We start from the raw sequence: 19126 nt of genomic DNA on the forward strand, positions 1-19126 counted from the left end.
AGAGCCGGCCGGATCACTGGGATCCGGCCGGCCAACCCGTCAGACCTCTTCGACGCTGCTCGGCTCGCGCCGGGACAGGTCGATACCGAGCTCCTCCGCCGCGCGGAAGACGTCCTCGTCGGTGTCGCGCATCTCGATGGACATGCCGTCCGAGGACAGCACCTCCACGTTGAGGCAGAGCGACTGCATTTCCTTGATGAGCACCTTGAAGGACTCGGGAATGCCCGGCTCGGGGATGTTCTCGCCCTTGACGATGGCCTCGTAGACCTTCACGCGACCGGTCACGTCGTCGGACTTGATGGTCAGGAGCTCCTGGAGGGCGTATGCGGCGCCGTATGCCTCAAGGGCCCACACCTCCATCTCACCGAATCGCTGTCCACCGAACTGGGCCTTACCACCCAGCGGCTGCTGGGTGATCATGGAGTACGGGCCCGTCGACCGCGCGTGCAGCTTGTCGTCGACGAGGTGGTGCAGCTTGAGGATGTACATGTACCCGACCGAGACCGGCTCCGGGAACGGCTCGCCGGAGCGGCCGTCGAAGAGGTGGGCCTTGCCGGAGGGCTGCACCAGGCGGTCGCCGTCGCGGTTCGGGATCGTGGCCTCGAAGAGACCGGAGATCTCGTCCTCGCGCGCACCGTCGAAGACGGGGGTGGCGACGTTGGTGCCGGGGGCGACCTGGTCGGCGCCGATGACCTGGAGCCGCTTGGCCCACTCGTCACCGAGGCCGGAGACGTCCCAGCCGCGGCTGGCGAGCCAGCCGAGGTGGATCTCCAGGACCTGTCCCGGGTTCATTCGGGACGGGACACCCAGCGGGTTGAGGATGATGTCGACCGGGGTGCCGTCCTCCAGGAACGGCATGTCCTCGATCGGCAGGATCTTCGAGATGACGCCCTTGTTGCCGTGACGGCCAGCGAGCTTGTCACCGTCGGTGATCTTGCGCTTCTGCGCGACGTAGACGCGGACCAGCTGGTTCACGCCCGGCGGCAGCTCGTCGCCCTCTTCGCGGTCGAAGACGCGGACGCCGATGACCTTGCCGATCTCGCCGTGCGGGACCTTCAGCGAGGTGTCGCGGACCTCACGCGCCTTCTCACCGAAGATCGCGCGGAGCAGGCGCTCCTCGGGGGTCAGCTCGGTCTCGCCCTTGGGCGTGACCTTGCCGACGAGGATGTCACCGGCGACGACCTCGGCACCGATCCGGATGATGCCGCGCTCGTCGAGGTCGGCGAGGACCTCCTCGGAGACGTTCGGGATGTCCCGGGTGATCTCCTCGGGGCCGAGCTTGGTGTCACGGGCGTCGACCTCGTGCTCCTCGATGTGGATCGAGGAGAGGACGTCGTCCTGCACGAGGCGCTGCGACAGGATGATCGCGTCCTCGTAGTTGTGACCCTCCCACGGCATGAACGCCACGAGCAGGTTCTTGCCGAGGGCCATCTCGCCGTTCTCGGTGGCCGGACCGTCGGCGAGGACCTGGGTGGCTACGACCCGGTCGCCCTCGGAGACGACGACCTTCTGGTTCACCGAGGTGCCCTGGTTGGAGCGCATGAACTTGGCGATGCGGTACGTGGTGTACGTGCCGTCGTCGTTCGTCACGGTGATGTAGTCCGCGGAGACCTCCTGGACCACACCGTCCTTCTCGGCCTTGAGCACGTCACCGGCGTCGGTGGCGCAGCGGTACTCCATGCCGGTGCCGACGAGCGGGGCCTCCGACTTAATCAGCGGCACCGCCTGACGCATCATGTTCGCGCCCATGAGGGCACGGTTGGCGTCGTCGTGCTCCAGGAAGGGGATCATCGCGGTCGCGACGGACACCATCTGGCGCGGCGAGACGTCCATGTAGTCGACGTCCGTGCCGGGCACGTAGTCGACCTCGCCGCCACGGCGGCGGACCAGCACGCGGGACTCGGCGAACCGGAGATCGTCGGTCAGCGGCGCGTTGGCCTGCGCGATGACGAAGCGGTCCTCCTCGTCGGCGGTCAGGTAGTCGACCTCGTCGGTGACCTGGTCGTCGACGACCTTGCGGTACGGCGTCTCGATGAAGCCGAACGCGTTGATCCGGCCGTAGGAGGCCAGCGAGCCGATCAGACCGATGTTCGGGCCTTCGGGCGTCTCGATCGGGCACATGCGGCCGTAGTGCGAGGGGTGCACGTCACGGACTTCGAAGCCGGCCCGCTCACGGGAGAGACCACCCGGGCCCAGGGCGTTGAGACGACGCTTGTGCGTCAGACCCGACAGCGGGTTGTTCTGGTCCATGAACTGGGACAGCTGGCTGGTGCCGAAGAACTCCTTGATGGAGGCGACGACCGGCCGGATGTTGATCAGGGTCTGCGGCGTGATCGCCTCGACGTCCTGGGTGGTCATGCGCTCGCGCACGACGCGCTCCATACGGGCGAGACCCGTACGGACCTGGTTCTGGATCAGCTCACCGACGTTACGGATACGGCGGTTGCCGAAGTGGTCGATGTCGTCGGTCTCGACGATGATCGAACGGCCGGACTCGCCGACCGTCTCGGTCTCACCGGCGTGCAGCTTGACCAGGTACTTGATCGTCGCGATGACGTCGTCGCTGGTGAGCACACCGGCGTCGAGCGGCTCGTCGGCGCCGAGCTTCTTGTTCACCTTGTAGCGGCCGACCTTCGCGAGGTCGTAGCGCTTCGGGTTGAAGTAGAGGTTCTCCAGCAGCGTCTGAGCGGCCTCACGGGTGGGCGGCTCGCCCGGACGCAGCTTGCGGTAGATGTCGAGCAGCGCGTCGTCCTGGCCCTGGGTGTGGTCCTTCTCCAGGGTGGCGCGCATGGACTCGTACTCGCCGAACTCCTCCAGGATCTGCTCGGTCGTCCAGCCGAGAGCCTTCAGGAGAACGGTGACGGACTGCTTGCGCTTGCGGTCGATACGGACACCGACCATGTCGCGCTTGTCGATCTCCATCTCCAGCCAGGCACCCCGGGAAGGGATGATCTTGGCGGAGAAGATGTCCTTGTCGGACGTCTTGTCGATGGAGGAGTCGAAGTAGACACCCGGCGAGCGGACCAGCTGCGACACGACGACACGCTCGGTGCCGTTGATGACGAAGGTGCCCTTGTTGGTCATCAGCGGGAAGTCGCCCATGAAGACCGTCTGGGACTTGATCTCGCCGGTCTCGTTGTTGGTGAACTCGGCGGTGACGAAGAGCGGGGCGGCGTACGTGAAGTCGCGCTCCTTGCACTCGTCGATCGAGTTCTTCGGGGGCTCGAAACGGTGGTCGCGGAAAGTCAGCGACATCGACCCGGAGAAGTCCTCGATCGGCGAGATCTCCTCGAAGATCTCTTCCAGGCCGGACTTGGTGGGGACGTTTTGTCCGCTGTCCAGAGCAGCCTCGACGCGAGCCTTCCATGCGGCATTGCCGAGGAGCCAGTCAAAACTCTCGGTCTGCAGCGCGAGGAGGTTCGGAACCTCGAGGGGCTCCTTGATCTTTGCAAAGGAGATGCGCAGCGGGGCGGTGCTGGCACCGTTGTTCGTATTCGCGGTCGAGGCGTTGCGCGAGGCGGCCAAGAGGGGGTCCTTCCGAGGGCTCGGACTCACTACGCGCGTACCGGTCCCAAGCCGGACACGGTGACAGTCGATCTACTCAAGCCAAAAGGCCAGGTCAGAGGCGATCAATCATCGGTGCTCAAGCGAGGGCATGCCCCTGGTGACGGGCAGGAGGCAGCTAACAGGCAGCGCAAAGGGTCAGTGTAGCCAAACGGCACACTGATGTCCAGTGGGGGTTCTCAGAGACCCACGTTGCTCTCAACAGCTGTTCTCAACACCCATGGCTAGAACCTTTGCGCGCGGTGCGCTCTTCTTTACTGCCCGCTCCGTCCACGATCCATGCCTCGGATCCCGGATCGATGTGACGACGCGTCCTGAGAATTGCGCGCCGCGTGCGGTTCGTCAAGGCCCTCCTGCGGGGAGGAGGCTCCGGGGCCCCCGTCCGGCCCGCCTTACGGCGCCGGTCGGCCGCCCCGAGAGGCAACGGCGATGATCACCATACTCGTCAACGCGGGAAGAGCAAGGCAGCCGCCTCGGGTACGCCGAAGGGCGACCACCCCAATGGGTGATCGCCCTTCGTCAGATGACGTCCGTGCCGTGCGGCACGGGGCGCCAGGAGGAGTCAGAAGACTCCCTGAGTCACTTGACCTCGACGGAAGCGCCGGCGGCCTTGAGGGACTCGGCAGCCTTCTCGGCGGCCTCCTTGGCGACCTTCTCGAGGACCGGCTTCGGGGTGCCGTCGACGAGGTCCTTGGCCTCCTTCAGACCCAGCGAGGTCAGCTCACGCACGACCTTGATGACCTGGATCTTCTTGTCGCCGGCACCGGTGAGGATGACGTCGAACTCGTCCTGCTCCTCAACGGCCTCGGCAGCGGCACCCGTGCCGGCCGGACCGGCAACGGCGACGGCCGCGGCGGCGGTGACGTCGAACTTCTCCTCGAAGGCCTTCACGAACCCGGCGAGCTCGATGAGGGTCATCTCTTCGAACTGCGCGAGCAGGTCGTCCTGGGACAGCTTCGCCATGATGGCGTCCTTCCACTAATTCGGCAGGTGCCGGATGTACATGTAGGCGGGCGTACGTTCGGCCCGCTGCGACCGTCTCCCTGAAGGGCGGCGGTCATTGCGCGAGCCGAGTTACTCGGCACCGCCCTGCTCGTCGAGCTTGACGCGAAGCGCCTCCGCGGTGCGGACGAACTTCGACGGCAGCGCCTGGAAGAGCTGAGCAGCCTGGGACTGCTTGCCCTTGAAGGCACCGGCCAGCTTGCTGAGCAGAACCTCGCGGGACTCGAGGTCCGCAAGCTTCTTGATCTCATCAGCGGACAGCGCCTCACCATCAAGGACACCGCCCTTGATGATCAGGTTCGGGTTGTCCTTGGCGAAGTCACGAAGACCCTTCGCCGACTCCACCGGGTCACCGGTGATGAAGGCAACCGCCGTCGGACCAGTGAACTGGTCGTCGAGCGAGGTGATCCCGGCCTCGTTGGCCGCAATCTTGGTCAGCGTGTTCTTCACCACGGCGTACTGGGCGTTCTCACCGAGCGAACGACGCAGCGTCTTGAGCTGCGCCACGGTGAGACCCCGGTACTCGGTCAGCACAGCGGCGTTCGAGCTGCGGAACTGGTCCGCGAGCTCGGCTACCGCGGCAGCCTTGTCGGGCCTTGCCATGAGCGTCGGCCTCCTTCCGGGTGATGAGGACCGCTCAGAAGGGGCCGGGAAAGACGAAACGCCCCGGCGCAGGCGCCAGGGCGTAGCTCGACCGAATGAGATCCGGGAGCTTTCCACAGTCACCTGCGCAGGTCGCCCGTACTCAACGGATCCTTCGGTCACCGGCCCTCTTGCGAGAGCACAGCGACGACCAGCGGTCTTTGGCTTCTGTAGGAGAGTACGCGACCGTGGTCGCGCCGAGCAAATCGTCCCGCCCGGGGGCGGACCAGGAGCGTCAGGACGCGCCGCTCGCCGACTGCTGCTGCTTCAGCAGCTCGGCGAAGTCGACCGTGTCGGCGGCCGGGGGCTTCCCGGCGGAGACCTTCGTCCCGTAGTCGCTGTAGTACACCGTGGAGTTGAGCTCACCGGTCTTCATCTGGCCGCGCTCGGTCTTCTTGACCAGCAGGTCGTTGGCGTCGACCCAGATGTCGACCTGCTCCGTGGTGATGCCCGCGTCGCTGAACTGCTTCTTCAGCTGCTCCACCTGGCCGGCGTCGAGCGCGGAGTTCTTTGTGGTGAGCGCGGCGACGTCGATGGTGCCGGAGTAGTGCGTGGTCTGGACGCCGCGTACGTCCTCCGTGCCGACCTTCTTCACGTCGCCGGAGGCCAGCAGAGACTTCACGCCCTGGTCGGGGGTGGTGTTCTGCATCTGCTGCTTCATCGCCTCGCCGGAGGCACCCGCCATCGTGGCCAGGTCGGCGTAGCTGTAGCTGATCCAGTGCTTGCCACCGGTCTGCTTCGCGAAGCCGTCGCCCATGTTGACGACGTAGCCGTCCTTGAAATAGCGGGCCTGCATCGTGCCGTCGCCGCCGGACTGCTTCATGGCGTCCGCCATGCTGCCGCCGGTGTAGGTGATCTCCATGGCGCCGGTGAGCCCGTCGGACCAGTCGATCACGCCGGTCTGCTTCATGGACATCATGGTGCCCATCTGGGTGGTGCCCTCGACCTTCGCCGACCGCTCCCCGCCGGTCTTCTTCTGCACGTTGCGCAGTGCGGCGATCGGGTCGGTCTTCACCACGCCGCCGGCCTTGCCGGTGCCCCGGTCGGCGCTCTTGCCGCTGTCGTCCGATCCGCCGCAGGCCGCGACCGACGTCAGCGCCGCCGCCGCCATCACGGACAGGCACACGCGTCGCACGGTACTGGTCCTCATGTCAGCTTCCACCCCTCGTTCGGCTCTGTCGGGGCCTCACGCTAACGCACGGCTCCGACACCCCCTTCGGCATCACACATACGAGGACGGGCCCCGCACCTCGAAAGGTTGCGGGGCCCGTCCCTGTCACACGTGACGCGGCCTGGTGCCGAGCTGGAAGGCTCAGACGGCGGCCGGGTCCTCCTCGACGAGGAGGTTACGGGTGCGGTTGGAGTCCAGCGGGATGCCGGGGCCCATCGTGGTGGCCAGCGCGGCCTTCTTGATGTAGCGGCCCTTGGCGGCGGACGGCTTCAGACGGAGGACTTCCTCCAGCGCCGCTGCGTAGTTCTCCACCAGCTTGGTCTCGTCGAACGAGACCTTGCCGATGATGAAGTGCAGGTTCGAGTGCTTGTCGACGCGGAACTCGATCTTGCCGCCCTTGATGTCGGTGACAGCCTTGGCGACATCGGGGGTGACGGTGCCGGTCTTCGGGTTCGGCATCAGACCACGCGGACCGAGCACACGGCCGAGGCGGCCGACCTTGCCCATGAGGTCCGGGGTGGCGACGACGGCGTCGAAGTCCAGGCGGCCCTTGGCGACCTCGTCGATGAGCTCGTCGGCGCCGACGATGTCGGCGCCCGCGGCTTCCGCGGCCGCAGCACGGTCACCGGTCGCGAAGACCAGGACCCGGGCGGTCTTGCCGGTGCCGTGCGGGAGGTTCACGGTGCCACGGACCATCTGGTCGGCCTTGCGCGGGTCGACGCCCAGGCGGAAGGCGACCTCGACGGTGCCGTCGAACTTCGTGGTCGCGGTCTCCTTGGCGAGACGGACGGCCTCGAGCGGGGCGTAGAGGCGCTCCCGGTCGACCTTGGCGTCCGCAGCCCGGAGGTTCTTGCTGCGCTTCACTGCTGCTCCTGTGGTTTCAGAGTGTGGAGTCGTGGTGCGGGCCAGCGCTTGGCCCTACCACTGAGGACGTGAGGGGCTGATTCAGCCTTCGACCGTGATGCCCATGGAACGGGCGGTGCCAGCGATGATCTTCGACGCGGCGTCGAGGTCGTTGGCGTTCAGGTCGGGGAGCTTCGTCGTGGCGATCTCACGGACCTGGGCAGCCGTCAGCTTGGCGACCTTGGTCTTGTGGGGCTCGCCGGAGCCCTTCTCCACGCCCGCAGCCTTGAGGATCAGCTTGGCGGCCGGCGGAGTCTTCGTGACGAAGGTGAAGGAACGGTCCTCGTAGACCGTGATCTCCACCGGCACGACCATGCCACGCTGCGACTCGGTCGCGGCGTTGTAGGCCTTGCAGAACTCCATGATGTTGACGCCGTGCTGACCGAGCGCGGGGCCGACCGGCGGGGCCGGGTTCGCCGCACCGGCGTTGATCTGGAGCTTGATAAGCCCCGTGACCTTCTTCTTCTTGGGAGGCATTGCTCTCTCCGGGTCCTAGTGAGAGTGTTTCGCCGCCGTCCGATCATCCGGATGGAGGCATACCGCACAACGATAACGGGTATAGCTGCGCGACCAAAAACCGAGCAGGTCAGACGGGCTTCTCAGCCGGTCTGACCTGCTCGGTAGGCATGTGTCCAGAATCCGCCGGAAGGGCTTCAGTTCTTCTGGATCTGGTCGAAGCTGAGCTCGACCGGGGTCTCGCGGCCGAAGATCTCGACCAGGCCCTTGACCTTCTTCGAGTCGGCGTTGATCTCGTTGATCGTCGCCTGGAGCGTGGCGAACGGACCGTCGGTGACGGTGACCGAGTCGCCCACCTCGAAGTCGAGCACCTGGACCTCGACCTTGCGGGCCGGAGCCGGCTTGCCCTCGGCCTCGGCGGCCTCGCGGGCGGCCTTCTCCTCGGCCTCCGGGGCGAGCATCTTGACGATCTCGTCCAGCGTCAGCGGGTACGGGTCGTAGGCGTTGCCCACGAAGCCGGTGACACCGGGGGTGTTGCGGACGACGCCCCAGGACTCGTTCGTCAGGTCCATGCGCACCAGGACGTAGCCCGGGAGCTTGTTCTGACGGACGTTCTTGCGCTCACCGTTCTTGATCTGGACGATCTCTTCCTCGGGCACCTCGGCCTGGTAGATGAAGTCCTCGACGTTGAGCGAGACGGCGCGCTGCTCCAGGTTGGCCTTCACACGCTTCTCGTAACCGGCGTACGTGTGAATGACGTACCACTCGCCGGGCAGGCCGCGCAGTTCCTCGCGCAGCGCCGTGACGGCGTCGACGGGGGCGGCCTCCTCGGCCTCCTCCGCCTCTTCTGCGTCCTCCGCCTCTTCGGCGTCCTCGACGTGCAGAGCGGCTTCCTCGGCGGGCTCGCCCGCGGCGGCGTCGGCAGCTTCGGCCTGGTCCGGCTCCTCGGCGTCCGCCGCCTCGACGATGTCGAGCTCGTCCTCGGCGGACTCGAAGGCGCCCGCCGTCGGCTCAACGGCGTCGTTCAGGTTCGGGTCAGACACGGTGGCTGCTTCTTCCTGGATACAAATGGGTGGAACATGCGAAAGGGGCGCCCATGAGGCGCCCTCCGCGGGATCAGCCGAAGACGTACTTGATGACCCGCTGGAATCCGAAGTCAATCACGGTCACCAGGCCGATCATGACGACGACGAAAGCAATCACCACAGTGGTGTACGTCGTCAGCTGGCTGCGAGACGGCCAGACGACCTTGCGCAGCTCGGCGATGATCTGGCGGTAAAACAGCGCGAGGCGGCCCAGAGGGCCCTTCTTTCCGCGCTTTCCGCCCTTCCGGGCCTTCTTCTTCGACTCGGGTACTTCATCCTCGGCATCAGGCATGTCGATGGAGCCCACGGCGTCCGTCACGCTTCTCACCTGATTCCGGGTCGTGGCCGTGCCGCGCCCGGTGGAGCCGCACGGCGGTGCATTGAAGTACGTACATGCGCACACATCCTGGCGAAGGAGTGTGTAGCAGGGCCGGAGGGACTTGAACCCCCAACCGCTGGTTTTGGAGACCAGTGCTCTACCAATTGAGCTACGACCCTTTGTGGTTTCCACCAACCTACCGCATCTTCCCGGATGGTCCCGGTGCAGGAACGGTGCGGCTGGTGAAGGCCAACGACAGGTGAGTGTACGTGCTCAACGGCCCCGCGTCGAACAGATAGCTCCGGACAACTCCTGGTCGGATCCTGTCCGCATGCTGTCCGGGCGGTGTCCGGACCCTGAAACCCTTGCGCCGACAGGGATCACGGTCTGGGACCATGGGGGCCATGAGCGCTGCTACCTCCCCCTCCGAGCGCCGGGTCTCCGCCCGCATCGCTGCAATCTCCGAGTCCGCCACCCTCGCCGTCGACGCCAAGGCCAAGGCCCTCAAGGCCGCTGGCCGTCCGGTGATCGGCTTCGGGGCCGGTGAGCCCGACTTCCCGACGCCCGGCTACATCGTCGACGCCGCGGTCGAGGCCTGCCGCAACCCCAAGTACCACCGCTACACCCCGGCGGGGGGCCTCCCGGAGCTCAAGGCCGCCATCGCGGAGAAGACGCTGCGCGACTCGGGGTACGAGGTCGACGCCTCCCAGATCCTGGTGACCAACGGCGGCAAGCAGGCCATCTACGAGGCGTTCGCCGCGATCCTCGACCCGGGCGACGAGGTCATCGTCCCCGCGCCGTACTGGACCACCTACCCGGAGTCGATCCGGCTGGCGGGCGGTGTGCCGGTGGAGGTCGTGGCCGACGAGACGACCGGCTACCGGGTCTCCGTCGAGCAGCTGGAGGCGGCGCGCACGGAGCGCACCAAGGTCGTCCTGTTCGTCTCCCCCTCGAACCCGACCGGGGCCGTGTACAGCGAGGCCGATGCCGAGGCGATCGGCCGCTGGGCCGTCGAGCACGGCCTGTGGGTGCTGACCGACGAGATCTACGAGCACCTGGTCTACGGCGACGCGAAGTTCACCTCGCTGCCCGCGATCGTGCCCGAACTGCGCGACAAGTGCGTCGTGGTCAACGGGGTCGCCAAGACGTATGCGATGACCGGCTGGCGGGTGGGCTGGGTGATCGGCCCGAAGGACGTGATCAAGGCCGCGACCAACCTTCAGTCGCACGCCACGTCCAACGTCTCCAACGTGGCCCAGGTCGCCGCGCTGGCCGCCGTCTCCGGGAACCTGGACGCGGTCGCCGAGATGCGCACCGCCTTCGACCGGCGGCGGCAGACCATCGTCCGGATGCTCAACGAGATCGACGGGGTGTTCTGCCCCGAGCCCGAGGGCGCGTTCTACGCGTACCCCTCGGTGAAGGAGCTGCTCGGCAAGGAGATCCGTGGCCGGCGCCCGGCCACCTCGGTCGAGCTGGCGGCGCTGATCCTGGACGAGGCCGAGGTCGCGGTCGTGCCGGGCGAGGCCTTCGGTACGCCGGGTTACCTGCGGCTGTCCTACGCCCTGGGCGACGACGACCTGGTCGAGGGCGTCACGCGCATCCAGCGGCTGCTCGCCGAGGCCACGGCGTAACGCCTCACCCGTCCGCGGAAGCGGCCCCCGGCTCCGGCCGGGGGCCGCTCGTTTGTTCGGGGTTCACCCCCGATTCGCGGACCAGCTACCACCGGACCCCGCGGATACGGCAGGATCCGGGGATGGAGCGTGATGTACGGCTGTTGCCCAAGGCCCACCTGCACCTGCATTTCACCGGGTCGATGCGGCCAACGACCCTGCTCGAACTCGCCGACAAGTACGGCGTCCGTCTGCCGGACGCGCTGACCAGCGGCGAGCCGCCCGAACTGCGGGCCACGGACGAGCGCGGCTGGTTCCGCTTCCAGCGGCTCTACGACATCGCCCGCTCGTGCCTGCGGGAGCCGGAGGACATCCGGCGGCTCGTGCGCGAGACGGCCCAGGAGGACGTCGCGGACGGCTCCGGGTGGCTGGAGATCCAGGTCGACCCCACCTCCTACGCCCCGCTGCTCGGCGGGCTGATCCCGGCGATCGAGATCATCCTGGACGCGGTGGACGGCGCGTCGCGGGACACGGGGCTGCCGATCCGGGTGGTGATCGCGGCGAACCGGATGAAGCACCCGCTGGACGCCCGCACGCTCGCCCGGCTCGCGGTGCGGTACGCGGACCGGGGCGTGGTCGGTTTCGGGCTCTCCAACGACGAGCGCCGCGGGATGGCCCGGGACTTCGACCGGGCCTTCGCCATCGCCCGCGAGGGCGGTCTGCTGGCCGCGCCGCACGGCGGCGAGCTCTCGGGCCCCTCCAGCGTGCGGGACTGCCTGGACGACCTCGAAGCGGTCCGGGTCGGGCACGGTGTGCGGGCCGCCGAGGACCCCCGGCTGCTGCGCAGGCTGGCGGAACGCCAGGTGACCTGTGAGGTCTGCCCGGCGTCGAACGTGGCGCTGGGCGTGTACGAGAAGCCCGCCGACGTCCCTCTGCGTGTCCTGTTCGACGCCGGGGTGCCGATGGCGCTGGGCGCGGACGACCCGCTGCTCTTCGGCTCCCGGCTGGCCGCGCAGTACGAGCTCGTACGCCGCCACCACGCGTTCACGGACGAGGAGCTGGCAGAGCTGGCCCGGCAGTCGGTGCGGGGTTCGGCCGCCCCGGCGGCGGTGCGGGAGGAGCTTCTGGCGGGCGTTGACGCCTGGCTGGCTCAGCCCGAGGGCTGAGCCCGGCCCCCTACGGCCCGTCACACCGCGATGCCGCCCATCAGGACCCGGGCCAGGGACGCGGCGAACGCGTCGAGCGGCTGCGGGGGCCGCCCGTCCTCCAGGGCCTCGTAGGCGAACGCCCGTTGCGCGCAGGCCCCCATCAGCAGCGAGGCGGCCGCGTAGGTGTCCGCGTCGGCCCGCACCCGTCCGGCGGCCTGTTCGGAGCGCAGATAGGCGTCCAGACCGCGGATCGGCATGTGCGGGCCGGTGCCGAGCTCCCGCATCGCCGCGTCGTGGCGTTCCTTGAGGCGGGGGTCGGCGTAGAGCGAGGCGACGATCGGGAAGCTCTGCTCGTAGAAGAGAGCCGCCCGGCGGGCGATCTCGGTGAGGTTCTCCTCGACGGTCCGCTCCCCCGCCCCCGGCGAGAGCAGGAGCTGCTTCAGGAGCGGGGTGAGCCGGGGCAGCCGTTCCGTGAGCACGGTCACGAACAGCTCCTCCTTGCTCGCGAAGTGCTTGTAGAGCGCGGCCTCCGAGCAGCCGGCCTCGCGGGCGATCTCCTTGGTCGTGGCACGGGCCAGGCCGATGGTGAGCATCAGCCGGTGGGCGGCGTCGATGATCCGGACGCGGGCCGGTTTCTGCTCCATGGCCTCTCCCAAGGTTCTTGACGGGGTGGTGAGTGCCCACTCACCCTAGGGGTGAGTGAATACTTACTCACCCGGGAGGGTGCGCGATGAGGATCACGGTGTTCGGTGCGACGGGCGGTGTCGGGCGGGAGCTCGTCCGCCAGGCGGTGGCGGCGGGGCACGAAGTGACGGCGGTGGTCCGCGATCCGGCGCGGCTGGCCGTACCGCTCCGCGGGGTGCGGGTGTGCACGAAGCCACGGCTGGACGATCCGGAGGCGCTGCGCGAGGCGGTCGAGGGCCGGGACGTGGTGCTCTCCGGTCTCGGCTCGCGCGGCCGGAAGGCGGACGGGGTCGCCGAGCGGCTCACCGGCTCCGTGCTGGCGGCGATGGAGGCGACGGGGACACGGCGGCTGGTGGTGGTCAGCGCCGCTCCGGTCGACCCCCGTCCGGCCGACGACCCGCTGCCGGACCGGCTGGCCCGCACGGTCGTCGGGGCGGCCCTCAAGGAGGTCTACGCGGATCTGGCACGGATGGAGGCCGCGCTGGCGCGGAGCGCGACGGACTGGACGTCGGTACGGCCGCCGAAGCTCACCCATGGGCCGCTGACCGGGAAGTACCGCACGGTCGTCGGTGGTTTCCCGCGCCGCGGCCGGACGATTTCCCGGGCCGACGCGGCACACGCGATGCTGGCACTGGCCGACGAAGGCGCGGCGGTGACGCAGGGCGTCGGCGTGGCGTACTGAGCGGCGCTCTACAGGCTCACGCCGACCGTCACCGGTTCGTTGACGAGCGTGACGCCGAACGCCTCGTGGACCCCGGCGACGACCTCGCGGGCGAGCGCGAGGAGGTCCTCGGTGCTCGCCTCGCCCCGGTTGGTGAGGGCGAGGGTGTGCTTGGTGGAGATGCGCGCCGGACCTGTGCCGTAGCCCTTGGTGAAACCGGCCCGGTCGATGAGCCAGGCCGCCGAGGTCTTGACGTGCCCCCCGTCCGCGGGGAAGGCGGGGGGCGCGGCCTCGGGGCCGAGCCGGTCGGCGACCCGGGCGAGGAAGTTCCCGTACGCCGTCTCGTCGAGGATCGGGTTGGTGAAGAAGGAGCCCGCCGACCAGGTGTCGTGGTCCTGCGGGTCCAGCACCATGCCCTTGCCCGCGCGGAGCCTGAGCACCGTCTCGCGGGCCGCCGCCGCGGGCACCCGCTCGCCCTGCTCGACGCCCATGACCCGGGCCGTCTCCGCGTACTTCAGCGGCGCGGAGAGGCCGCCCGCGTCCTCCAGCTCGAAGCGGACACGCAGCACCACGAAGCGGTCGGGTTCGGCCTTGAAACGACTGTGCCGGTACGAGAAAGCGCAGTCGGCGTTCGGGAGGGTGACCGTTTCCCCGGTCCGGCGGTCATAGGCGACGACCTCCGTCATGGTGGAGGAGACCTCCTGGCCGTACGCGCCGACGTTCTGGATCGGCGTGGCCCCCGCGGATCCGGGGATTCCGGCCAGGCACTCGATCCCCGCGAGTCCCGCGTCGACGGTGCGGGCCACGGCGTCCGTCCAGACCTCACCGGCGGCGAGCTCCAGGCTCGTGCCGTGCAGTGCGAAGCCCTGGGTGGCGATGCGCAGGGCGGTGCCGTCGAAGCCCTTGTCGCCGATGACCAGGTTGCTGCCGCCGCCGATGACGAGCAGCGGGGTGCCGTTCCCGTCGGCTTCCCGGACGGCGGCGATCACCTCGTCGTCGGTCGTCGCCGTGAGGAGGCGGGTGGCGGGGCCGCCCAGCCGGAAGGTGGTCAGCGGGGCGAGGGGCGCGTCATGGAGTTCCTGCACGGGGACAAGGGTACGGTCCGCGCCCCCACCGCTCGGGCGGGGCACGGACCGGTGCGTACGGACCGGGGCTCAGGCGGCGGCCGGTGCCCGCTTCCCCGTCACCACGGCCTGCGGGGCCCCGGGCCCTCGGCCGCGGGGGATCAGCAGGGCGGCGAGAACGGCCAGGGCCACCGTCGCGGCACCGGTCCAGACCGCCGGCACGGTGCCGTCCGTGAAGGACCGGGCCGACACGTGGCCGCCCTGCGCGGAGAAGACCGAGGCGAACCCGGCGGCCCCGAGGGCGCCGCCGACCTCGCACAGGGCGTTGTCAGTGCCGGAGGCAATGCCCTGCTCCCCTCACTGGCGCCGACCTCGCACAGGGCGTTGTCGGTGCCGGAGGCGATGCCCTGCTCCCCTCACTGACGTGGTCAGCCGCCCGGCCGCAGAGGTGAGGGGCACGGCCCCCGTGGACCGCGCCCCTCGTCCCTCGTGCTCCACGGCCTCAGGCGAGCCGCACCACGGCGCGGGACATGCCCAGCACCTTCCGGCCCTCGCTCATGGCCGTGAGGTCCACGCGCACCCGCTTGTCGTCCAGCAGGGCGGCGACCTTGGCGCTGACCTCGATCAGGGCGCCGTTGCCGTCATCCGGCACGACGACCGGCTTGGTGAACCGCACGCCGTACTCGACGACCGCACCCGGGTCACCGGTCCAGTCCGTGACCACCCGGATCGCCTCGGCCATGGTGAACATGCCGTGCGCGATCACGTCCGGCAGCCCGACCTCGCGGGCGAACCTCTCGTTCCAGTGGATCGGGTTGAAGTCACCGGAGGCACCCGCGTACTGCACCAGCGCCGCCCGGGTCACCGGGAAGGACTGCGCCGGCAGCTCCGTACCGACCTCGACCGACTCGTATGCGACCTTCGCCGTCATCACGCCTCCTCGGCGGCGCGCGCCACCAGCTTCGTCCACGCGGTCACCACGTGCTCGCCCGACTCGTCGTGGACCTCGCCCCGGACGTCCACGATGTCGTTGCCCGCCAGGGACTTGATGGCCTCGATGGTCGAGGTGACCGTCAGCCGGTCCCCCGCCCGGACGGGGCGGACGTAACTGAACTTCTGGTCGCCGTGCACCACCCGGTCGTAGTCCAGGCCCAGCTGCGGGTCGTGGATGACCTGTCCGGCGGCCTTGAACGTGATGGAGAACACGAAGGTCGGCGGGGCGATCACATCGCTGTGGCCGAGCGCCTTGGCGGCCTCGGGGTCGACGTACGCCGGATTCGTATCGCCCACCGCCTCGGCGAACTCGCGGATCTTCTCCCGGCCGACCTCGTACGGCGGGGTGGGCGGATAGGTCCGCCCCACGAAGGACTGGTCGAGCGCCATGGGCTCGCTACCTCCTGGTGAAAGTTGAACAGGCCAAAGACAGAAAAGCCTTCATACAACGACACGAGGCCGCCCCCCAAAGGGGACGGCCTCGTGTACGAGCCTGATTCAGCGCGTTTCGCGGTGCGCTGTGTGCGAGTTGCAGCGCGGGCAATGCTTCTTCATCTCAAGACGGTCCGGGTTGTTACGCCGGTTCTTCTTGGTGATGTAGTTCCGCTCCTTGCACTCCACGCAGGCCAGCGTGATCTTCGGGCGGACGTCGGTGGCAGCCACGTGAGTGCTCCTTGACGGACAGACGGACGGATGAACGCAAAGAAGAGTAGCCGATCGAAGGACCGACCCCGCAATCGGCTACCGTAAGTAGCGGTGACCGGACTTGAACCGGTGACACAGCGATTATGAGCCGCTTGCTCTACCGACTGAGCTACACCGCTTTGATGACGATTCCCCCCGCCGAAGCGGGGGTTCTCGATCACCAGAGCCCCAATGCGGAATCGAACCGCAGACCTTCTCCTTACCATGGAGACGCTCTACCGACTGAGCTATTGGGGCGAGCGAGGAAGACATTACACGGTCTGTCGCCGATCGCCCAAATCCGTTTCCGGGCGCCCTCCGGCGACCCCGGCACGCACCCCGCCGATCCCGCGCCCCACGGGCTTTCCGGCCGCTCCTGTGGCACCCGAGGACCGCCTTCCGGCTCTCTGAGCAGGGCTTCACCCGCTCCGGCCAGCGCCGCCCCAGTGGCGCGCCTCCGCCCCGCGCGCGCCTCCCAGCCGCACCGGTACGACTATTTCGCTCCTCCTCGAACCGGGCCGGACACGCCCCTAGGCTCGTCCCACTCTGCGTGATCTTGTCCGCTCTTCTCTTGCTTCCCCCGCACCCTCCCCTTTCGCCCCTCCCCTTTCGCCCCCCGACCTTTGCCCCTCCGCCTTCCCTTCTCCGCCTTCCTCCTTCGCCTTCTGGAGCGCGATGCCCGACAGCCAGCCGTGGCAGCCGGACGACCGGGCCGCCGACCCGCCCGGTGGCCCCCACGGCACCTCCCCGGCCGGGACCGGCCCGGTGCTCTGCGGTGCCCGCCTCGCCGACGGCCGCGTCGTGGACGTACGGCTGGGCGGTGGCCGCATCGAGGCCGTCGGCACGGCGGACAGCCTGGCCACCTCCGGCCCCCGGCTGGACCTGCGGGGCTATCTGCTGCTCCCCGCCCCCGCCGAGCCCCACGCCCACAGCGACACCGCGCTCACCGCCGACGGCGCGGGCCCCGGCGTCCCGGGACCGGCCCCGCACCGCCCGGAGGACATCCGCCGCCGCGCCACCGAGGCCGCCCTGCTCCAGCTCGGCCACGGAGCCACCGCGCTGCGCTCGCACGTCCGGATCGGGGACGTCCAGGGCCTCGCCGGGCTCGAAGCCGTGCTGCAGGCCCGCCGCTCGCTGCGCGGGCTGGCCGAACTGACCCCGGTCGCCGTGCCCCGGCTGCTCACCGGCGTCGCGGGCGCCGGGAACCTGGCGATGCTGCGCGACGCGGTGAAGATGGGCGCCGGCGCGGTCGGCGGCTGCCCGGACCTCGACCCGGACCCGGCGGGGTACGCGGAGGCCGTCCTGGAGGTCGCCGCCGAGCAGGGCTGCCCCGTCGATCTGCACACGGACGGTGACGATCCGGCCCGGCTCGCCCGGCTGGCCGCCATGGCGGGAGGGCTGCGTCCCGGTGTCTCGTTGGGGCCCTGCGCGGGCCTGGCCCGGCTCCCCGCGCAGGCGGCGGGGCGCGCCGCCGACCAGCTGGCCGCGGCCGGGGTGACGGTGATCTGCCTCCCCCAGGGCGGCTGCTGCGGCACCGAGGGCCGGGGCAGCGCGCCGGTGCGGCTGCTGCGGTCGGCCGGGGTGCGGGTCGCCGCGGGGAGCGGAGCGCTGCGGGACCTGGCGAACCCAGTGGGGCGGGGCGACCCCCTGGAGGCCGCCTACCTGCTGGCCTCGCAGCACGGGTTACCGCCAGGGGAGGCGTACGGGGCGGTCTCCTCGGTGTCCCGGGCGGTGATGGGGCTGCCCGGTGTGCGCGTCGAGGCGGGGTTCCCCGCCGAGCTGCTGGCGGTGCGCGGGGAGGGGCTGCCGGGCGTGCTCTCGCTCGCGTACAGCCGGATCGTGGTGCACCAGGGCCGGGTGGTGGCGCGGACGAGCGCGGTGCGCGAGTACTGCGACTCCGAGACCGTCGTCGGCCTCGGTCTGCCCCGCCAGGGAAGACCCGATCACGGCCCCTCCGGCGGGCCCTGAGCGCGGCGGCCCGTCCCGGCGTACGGTCGTGACCATGCGCATTGTCATCGCAGGTGGACATGGTCAGATCGCGCTGCGGCTGGAGCGGCTGCTCGCCGCGCGCGGGGACGAAGCCGTGGGCGTCATCCGCAATCCGGCCCAGGCCGAGGACCTCCGGGCGGCGGGGGCCGAACCGGTGGTCCTGGATCTCGAATCCGCCTCCGTGGAGGAGGTGGCGCGGGTGCTGGACGGCGCCGACGCGGCGGTCTTCGCGGCCGGTGCGGGACCGGACAGCGGCGCGGACCGCAAGGAGACGGTGGACCGCGGGGCGGCGGTGCTGTTCGCCGACGCGGCCGAGCGGGCGGGCGTACGGCGCTACATCGTGGTCTCGTCGATGGGCGCCGACCCCGGCCACCGGGGGGACGAGGTCTTCGACGCGTATCTGCGGGCCAAGGGCGCGGCGGACGCGGACGTGCGCTCCCGGACAGCGCTCGACTGGACGATCCTGCGCCCCGGCATGCTGACCAACGACGCGGGCAAGGGCATGGTCCTGCTGGCCGCTTCGACCGGCCGCGGCCCGGTGCCGCGCGACGATGTGGCCGTGGCGCTGCTGGAACTGCTGGACACCCCGGCGACGGCGGGGCTGACGCTGGAGCTGATCGGCGGGAACGTACCGGTGTCGGTCGCGGTGAAGGGCGTCGCGGGGAACTGACCCCTCAGGCGGACGGCGCCGGGCGTACGGCGATGCCGTGGCGCTCCAGCAGCGCGGCGGTGACGCCGTCGCCCGCGCGGAGCGTGCCCGTGAACGTACCGTCGTAGACCGCTCCGTGCCCGCAGGAGGGGCTGCGGGCCATCAGCAGCGCCTCGGTGCATCCGGCCCGCCGCGCGGCCGCCAGCGCCCGTTCCGCGCCGTCCACGAACTCCGCCGTCACGTCGTGCCCGGTGTCGTCGACCACGCGGGCGCGGCCGTCCAGTACGTCATGGCCGTCCCCGCCGACGATCTCGGCGGGGCGGCGCGGGGTGGAGAGCCCGGCGGAGACCTCGGGGCAGAAGGCGACCGGGCGGCGGTCGCCGAGGGCTCCGGCCATCGCGGGCGAGTCCTTGGCCCGGCCGTCGAAACGGCAGGGCACACCACGCAGGCAGGCGCTGACCAGTACGGATTCCATCGTCGCGGCCCTTCGCGGCAGAGACTC

General features: G+C 69.6%; 19 protein-coding genes, 3 tRNA genes and 1 pseudogene. 5 read left to right on the forward strand and 18 right to left on the reverse strand.

Going from position 1 to position 19126, the window contains the following annotated elements; genetic code table 11:
- Window positions 1-39: 39 nt before the first annotated feature.
- The 9 genes from rpoB to ACFVWY_RS13690 form a co-directional block, all read right to left on the reverse strand.
- Entirely contained in the window at window positions 40-3525 is a 3486-nt protein-coding gene (rpoB, locus tag ACFVWY_RS13650) for a DNA-directed RNA polymerase subunit beta (protein WP_389870977.1), read from the reverse strand.
- Between the two features lie 618 nt (window positions 3526-4143).
- On the reverse strand, window positions 4144-4527 hold the full coding sequence (gene rplL / locus ACFVWY_RS13655; protein ID WP_389870981.1) for a 50S ribosomal protein L7/L12: 384 nt from the start codon (window positions 4525-4527) through the stop codon (window positions 4144-4146).
- Window positions 4528-4638: 111 nt separating this feature from the next.
- Entirely contained in the window at window positions 4639-5169 is a 531-nt protein-coding gene (gene rplJ, locus ACFVWY_RS13660) for a 50S ribosomal protein L10 (protein WP_389870984.1), read from the reverse strand.
- A gap of 274 nt (window positions 5170-5443) precedes the next feature.
- Window positions 5444-6358, reverse strand: coding sequence for a hypothetical protein (locus tag ACFVWY_RS13665; protein WP_389870986.1), 915 nt, complete (start codon window positions 6356-6358; stop codon window positions 5444-5446).
- A gap of 162 nt (window positions 6359-6520) precedes the next feature.
- Complete coding sequence (rplA, locus tag ACFVWY_RS13670) at window positions 6521-7243, reverse strand: 50S ribosomal protein L1 (RefSeq protein WP_389870988.1); 723 nt, start codon at window positions 7241-7243, stop codon at window positions 6521-6523.
- A gap of 81 nt (window positions 7244-7324) precedes the next feature.
- Window positions 7325-7759 (reverse strand): 50S ribosomal protein L11, encoded by a 435-nt coding sequence (gene rplK / locus ACFVWY_RS13675; protein ID WP_006126872.1) that lies wholly within the window; start codon window positions 7757-7759, stop codon window positions 7325-7327.
- Between the two features lie 176 nt (window positions 7760-7935).
- Window positions 7936-8781: a transcription termination/antitermination protein NusG gene (nusG, locus tag ACFVWY_RS13680; RefSeq protein WP_389870990.1), complete on the reverse strand. Its 846-nt coding sequence runs from the start codon at window positions 8779-8781 to the stop codon at window positions 7936-7938.
- Window positions 8782-8854: 73 nt separating this feature from the next.
- Window positions 8855-9142, reverse strand: a complete 288-nt coding sequence (gene secE, locus ACFVWY_RS13685; RefSeq protein ID WP_366294730.1) for a preprotein translocase subunit SecE — start codon at window positions 9140-9142, stop codon at window positions 8855-8857.
- A gap of 106 nt (window positions 9143-9248) precedes the next feature.
- Window positions 9249-9321: transfer RNA gene (locus tag ACFVWY_RS13690), tRNA-Trp, on the reverse strand.
- Between the two features lie 225 nt (window positions 9322-9546).
- On the opposite strand from ACFVWY_RS13690, the gene ACFVWY_RS13695 reads away from it, so the two are divergent.
- Both ACFVWY_RS13695 and ACFVWY_RS13700 read left to right on the forward strand, forming a co-directional pair.
- The gene (locus ACFVWY_RS13695) at window positions 9547-10773 is read left to right on the forward strand and encodes a pyridoxal phosphate-dependent aminotransferase (RefSeq protein ID WP_389870993.1); all 1227 of its coding nucleotides are present in this window, start codon (window positions 9547-9549) and stop codon (window positions 10771-10773) included.
- A 122-nt stretch (window positions 10774-10895) separates the two neighbouring features.
- Window positions 10896-11918 carry an adenosine deaminase gene (locus tag ACFVWY_RS13700; protein ID WP_389870996.1) on the forward strand — a complete coding sequence of 341 codons (1023 nt, stop codon included), beginning with the start codon at window positions 10896-10898 and terminating at the stop codon, window positions 11916-11918.
- A 20-nt stretch (window positions 11919-11938) separates the two neighbouring features.
- On the opposite strand, the gene ACFVWY_RS13705 is transcribed toward ACFVWY_RS13700, so the two are convergent.
- Window positions 11939-12544: a TetR/AcrR family transcriptional regulator gene (locus ACFVWY_RS13705; RefSeq protein ID WP_389870998.1), complete on the reverse strand. Its 606-nt coding sequence runs from the start codon at window positions 12542-12544 to the stop codon at window positions 11939-11941.
- Between the two features lie 86 nt (window positions 12545-12630).
- Between ACFVWY_RS13705 and ACFVWY_RS13710 the strand changes: the two genes are divergently transcribed.
- Window positions 12631-13266, forward strand: a complete 636-nt coding sequence (locus ACFVWY_RS13710) for an NAD(P)-dependent oxidoreductase (protein WP_389870999.1) — start codon at window positions 12631-12633, stop codon at window positions 13264-13266.
- A gap of 8 nt (window positions 13267-13274) precedes the next feature.
- Here the strand turns inward: ACFVWY_RS13710 and ACFVWY_RS13715 are convergent, their stop codons facing one another.
- The 7 genes and pseudogenes from ACFVWY_RS13715 to ACFVWY_RS13745 all read right to left on the reverse strand — a co-directional run bounded on the left by ACFVWY_RS13715 (window position 13275) and on the right by ACFVWY_RS13745 (window position 16244).
- Window positions 13275-14330 carry a UDP-N-acetylmuramate dehydrogenase gene (locus ACFVWY_RS13715; RefSeq protein WP_389871001.1) on the reverse strand — a complete coding sequence of 352 codons (1056 nt, stop codon included), beginning with the start codon at window positions 14328-14330 and terminating at the stop codon, window positions 13275-13277.
- Between the two features lie 69 nt (window positions 14331-14399).
- Window positions 14400-14666: pseudogene (locus ACFVWY_RS13720) on the reverse strand (MFS transporter); the annotation flags it as partial.
- Between the two features lie 145 nt (window positions 14667-14811).
- On the reverse strand, window positions 14812-15240 hold the full coding sequence (locus ACFVWY_RS13725; RefSeq protein WP_389871003.1) for a MaoC family dehydratase: 429 nt from the start codon (window positions 15238-15240) through the stop codon (window positions 14812-14814).
- Window positions 15240-15692 (reverse strand): MaoC family dehydratase N-terminal domain-containing protein, encoded by a 453-nt coding sequence (locus ACFVWY_RS13730; RefSeq protein WP_389871004.1) that lies wholly within the window; start codon window positions 15690-15692, stop codon window positions 15240-15242. Before ACFVWY_RS13730 ends, ACFVWY_RS13725 begins: the two co-directional genes overlap by 1 nt.
- A 108-nt stretch (window positions 15693-15800) precedes the next feature.
- Entirely contained in the window at window positions 15801-15965 is a 165-nt protein-coding gene (gene rpmG, locus ACFVWY_RS13735) for a 50S ribosomal protein L33 (RefSeq protein ID WP_003956487.1), read from the reverse strand.
- 88 nt (window positions 15966-16053) lie between these two features.
- A tRNA-Met gene (locus tag ACFVWY_RS13740) sits at window positions 16054-16126 on the reverse strand.
- A 45-nt stretch (window positions 16127-16171) separates the two neighbouring features.
- Window positions 16172-16244, reverse strand: a tRNA-Thr gene (locus ACFVWY_RS13745).
- A gap of 417 nt (window positions 16245-16661) precedes the next feature.
- On the opposite strand from ACFVWY_RS13745, the gene ACFVWY_RS13750 reads away from it, so the two are divergent.
- Together ACFVWY_RS13750 and ACFVWY_RS13755 are read left to right on the forward strand one after the other, a co-directional pair.
- Window positions 16662-17954 (forward strand): amidohydrolase family protein, encoded by a 1293-nt coding sequence (locus tag ACFVWY_RS13750; protein WP_389871006.1) that lies wholly within the window; start codon window positions 16662-16664, stop codon window positions 17952-17954.
- Between the two features lie 34 nt (window positions 17955-17988).
- Window positions 17989-18645, forward strand: a complete 657-nt coding sequence (locus ACFVWY_RS13755; protein ID WP_389871009.1) for an SDR family oxidoreductase — start codon at window positions 17989-17991, stop codon at window positions 18643-18645.
- A gap of 4 nt (window positions 18646-18649) precedes the next feature.
- Here ACFVWY_RS13755 and ACFVWY_RS13760 read toward each other — a convergent pair whose 3' ends face one another.
- Window positions 18650-19099 (reverse strand): DUF523 domain-containing protein, encoded by a 450-nt coding sequence (locus tag ACFVWY_RS13760; RefSeq protein ID WP_389871011.1) that lies wholly within the window; start codon window positions 19097-19099, stop codon window positions 18650-18652.
- Between the last annotated feature and the right edge of the window lie 27 nt (window positions 19100-19126).

The organism is Streptomyces sp. NPDC058195 (assembly GCF_042883525.1).
In the GTDB taxonomy this organism is placed as follows: Bacteria; Actinomycetota; Actinomycetes; order Streptomycetales; family Streptomycetaceae; genus Streptomyces.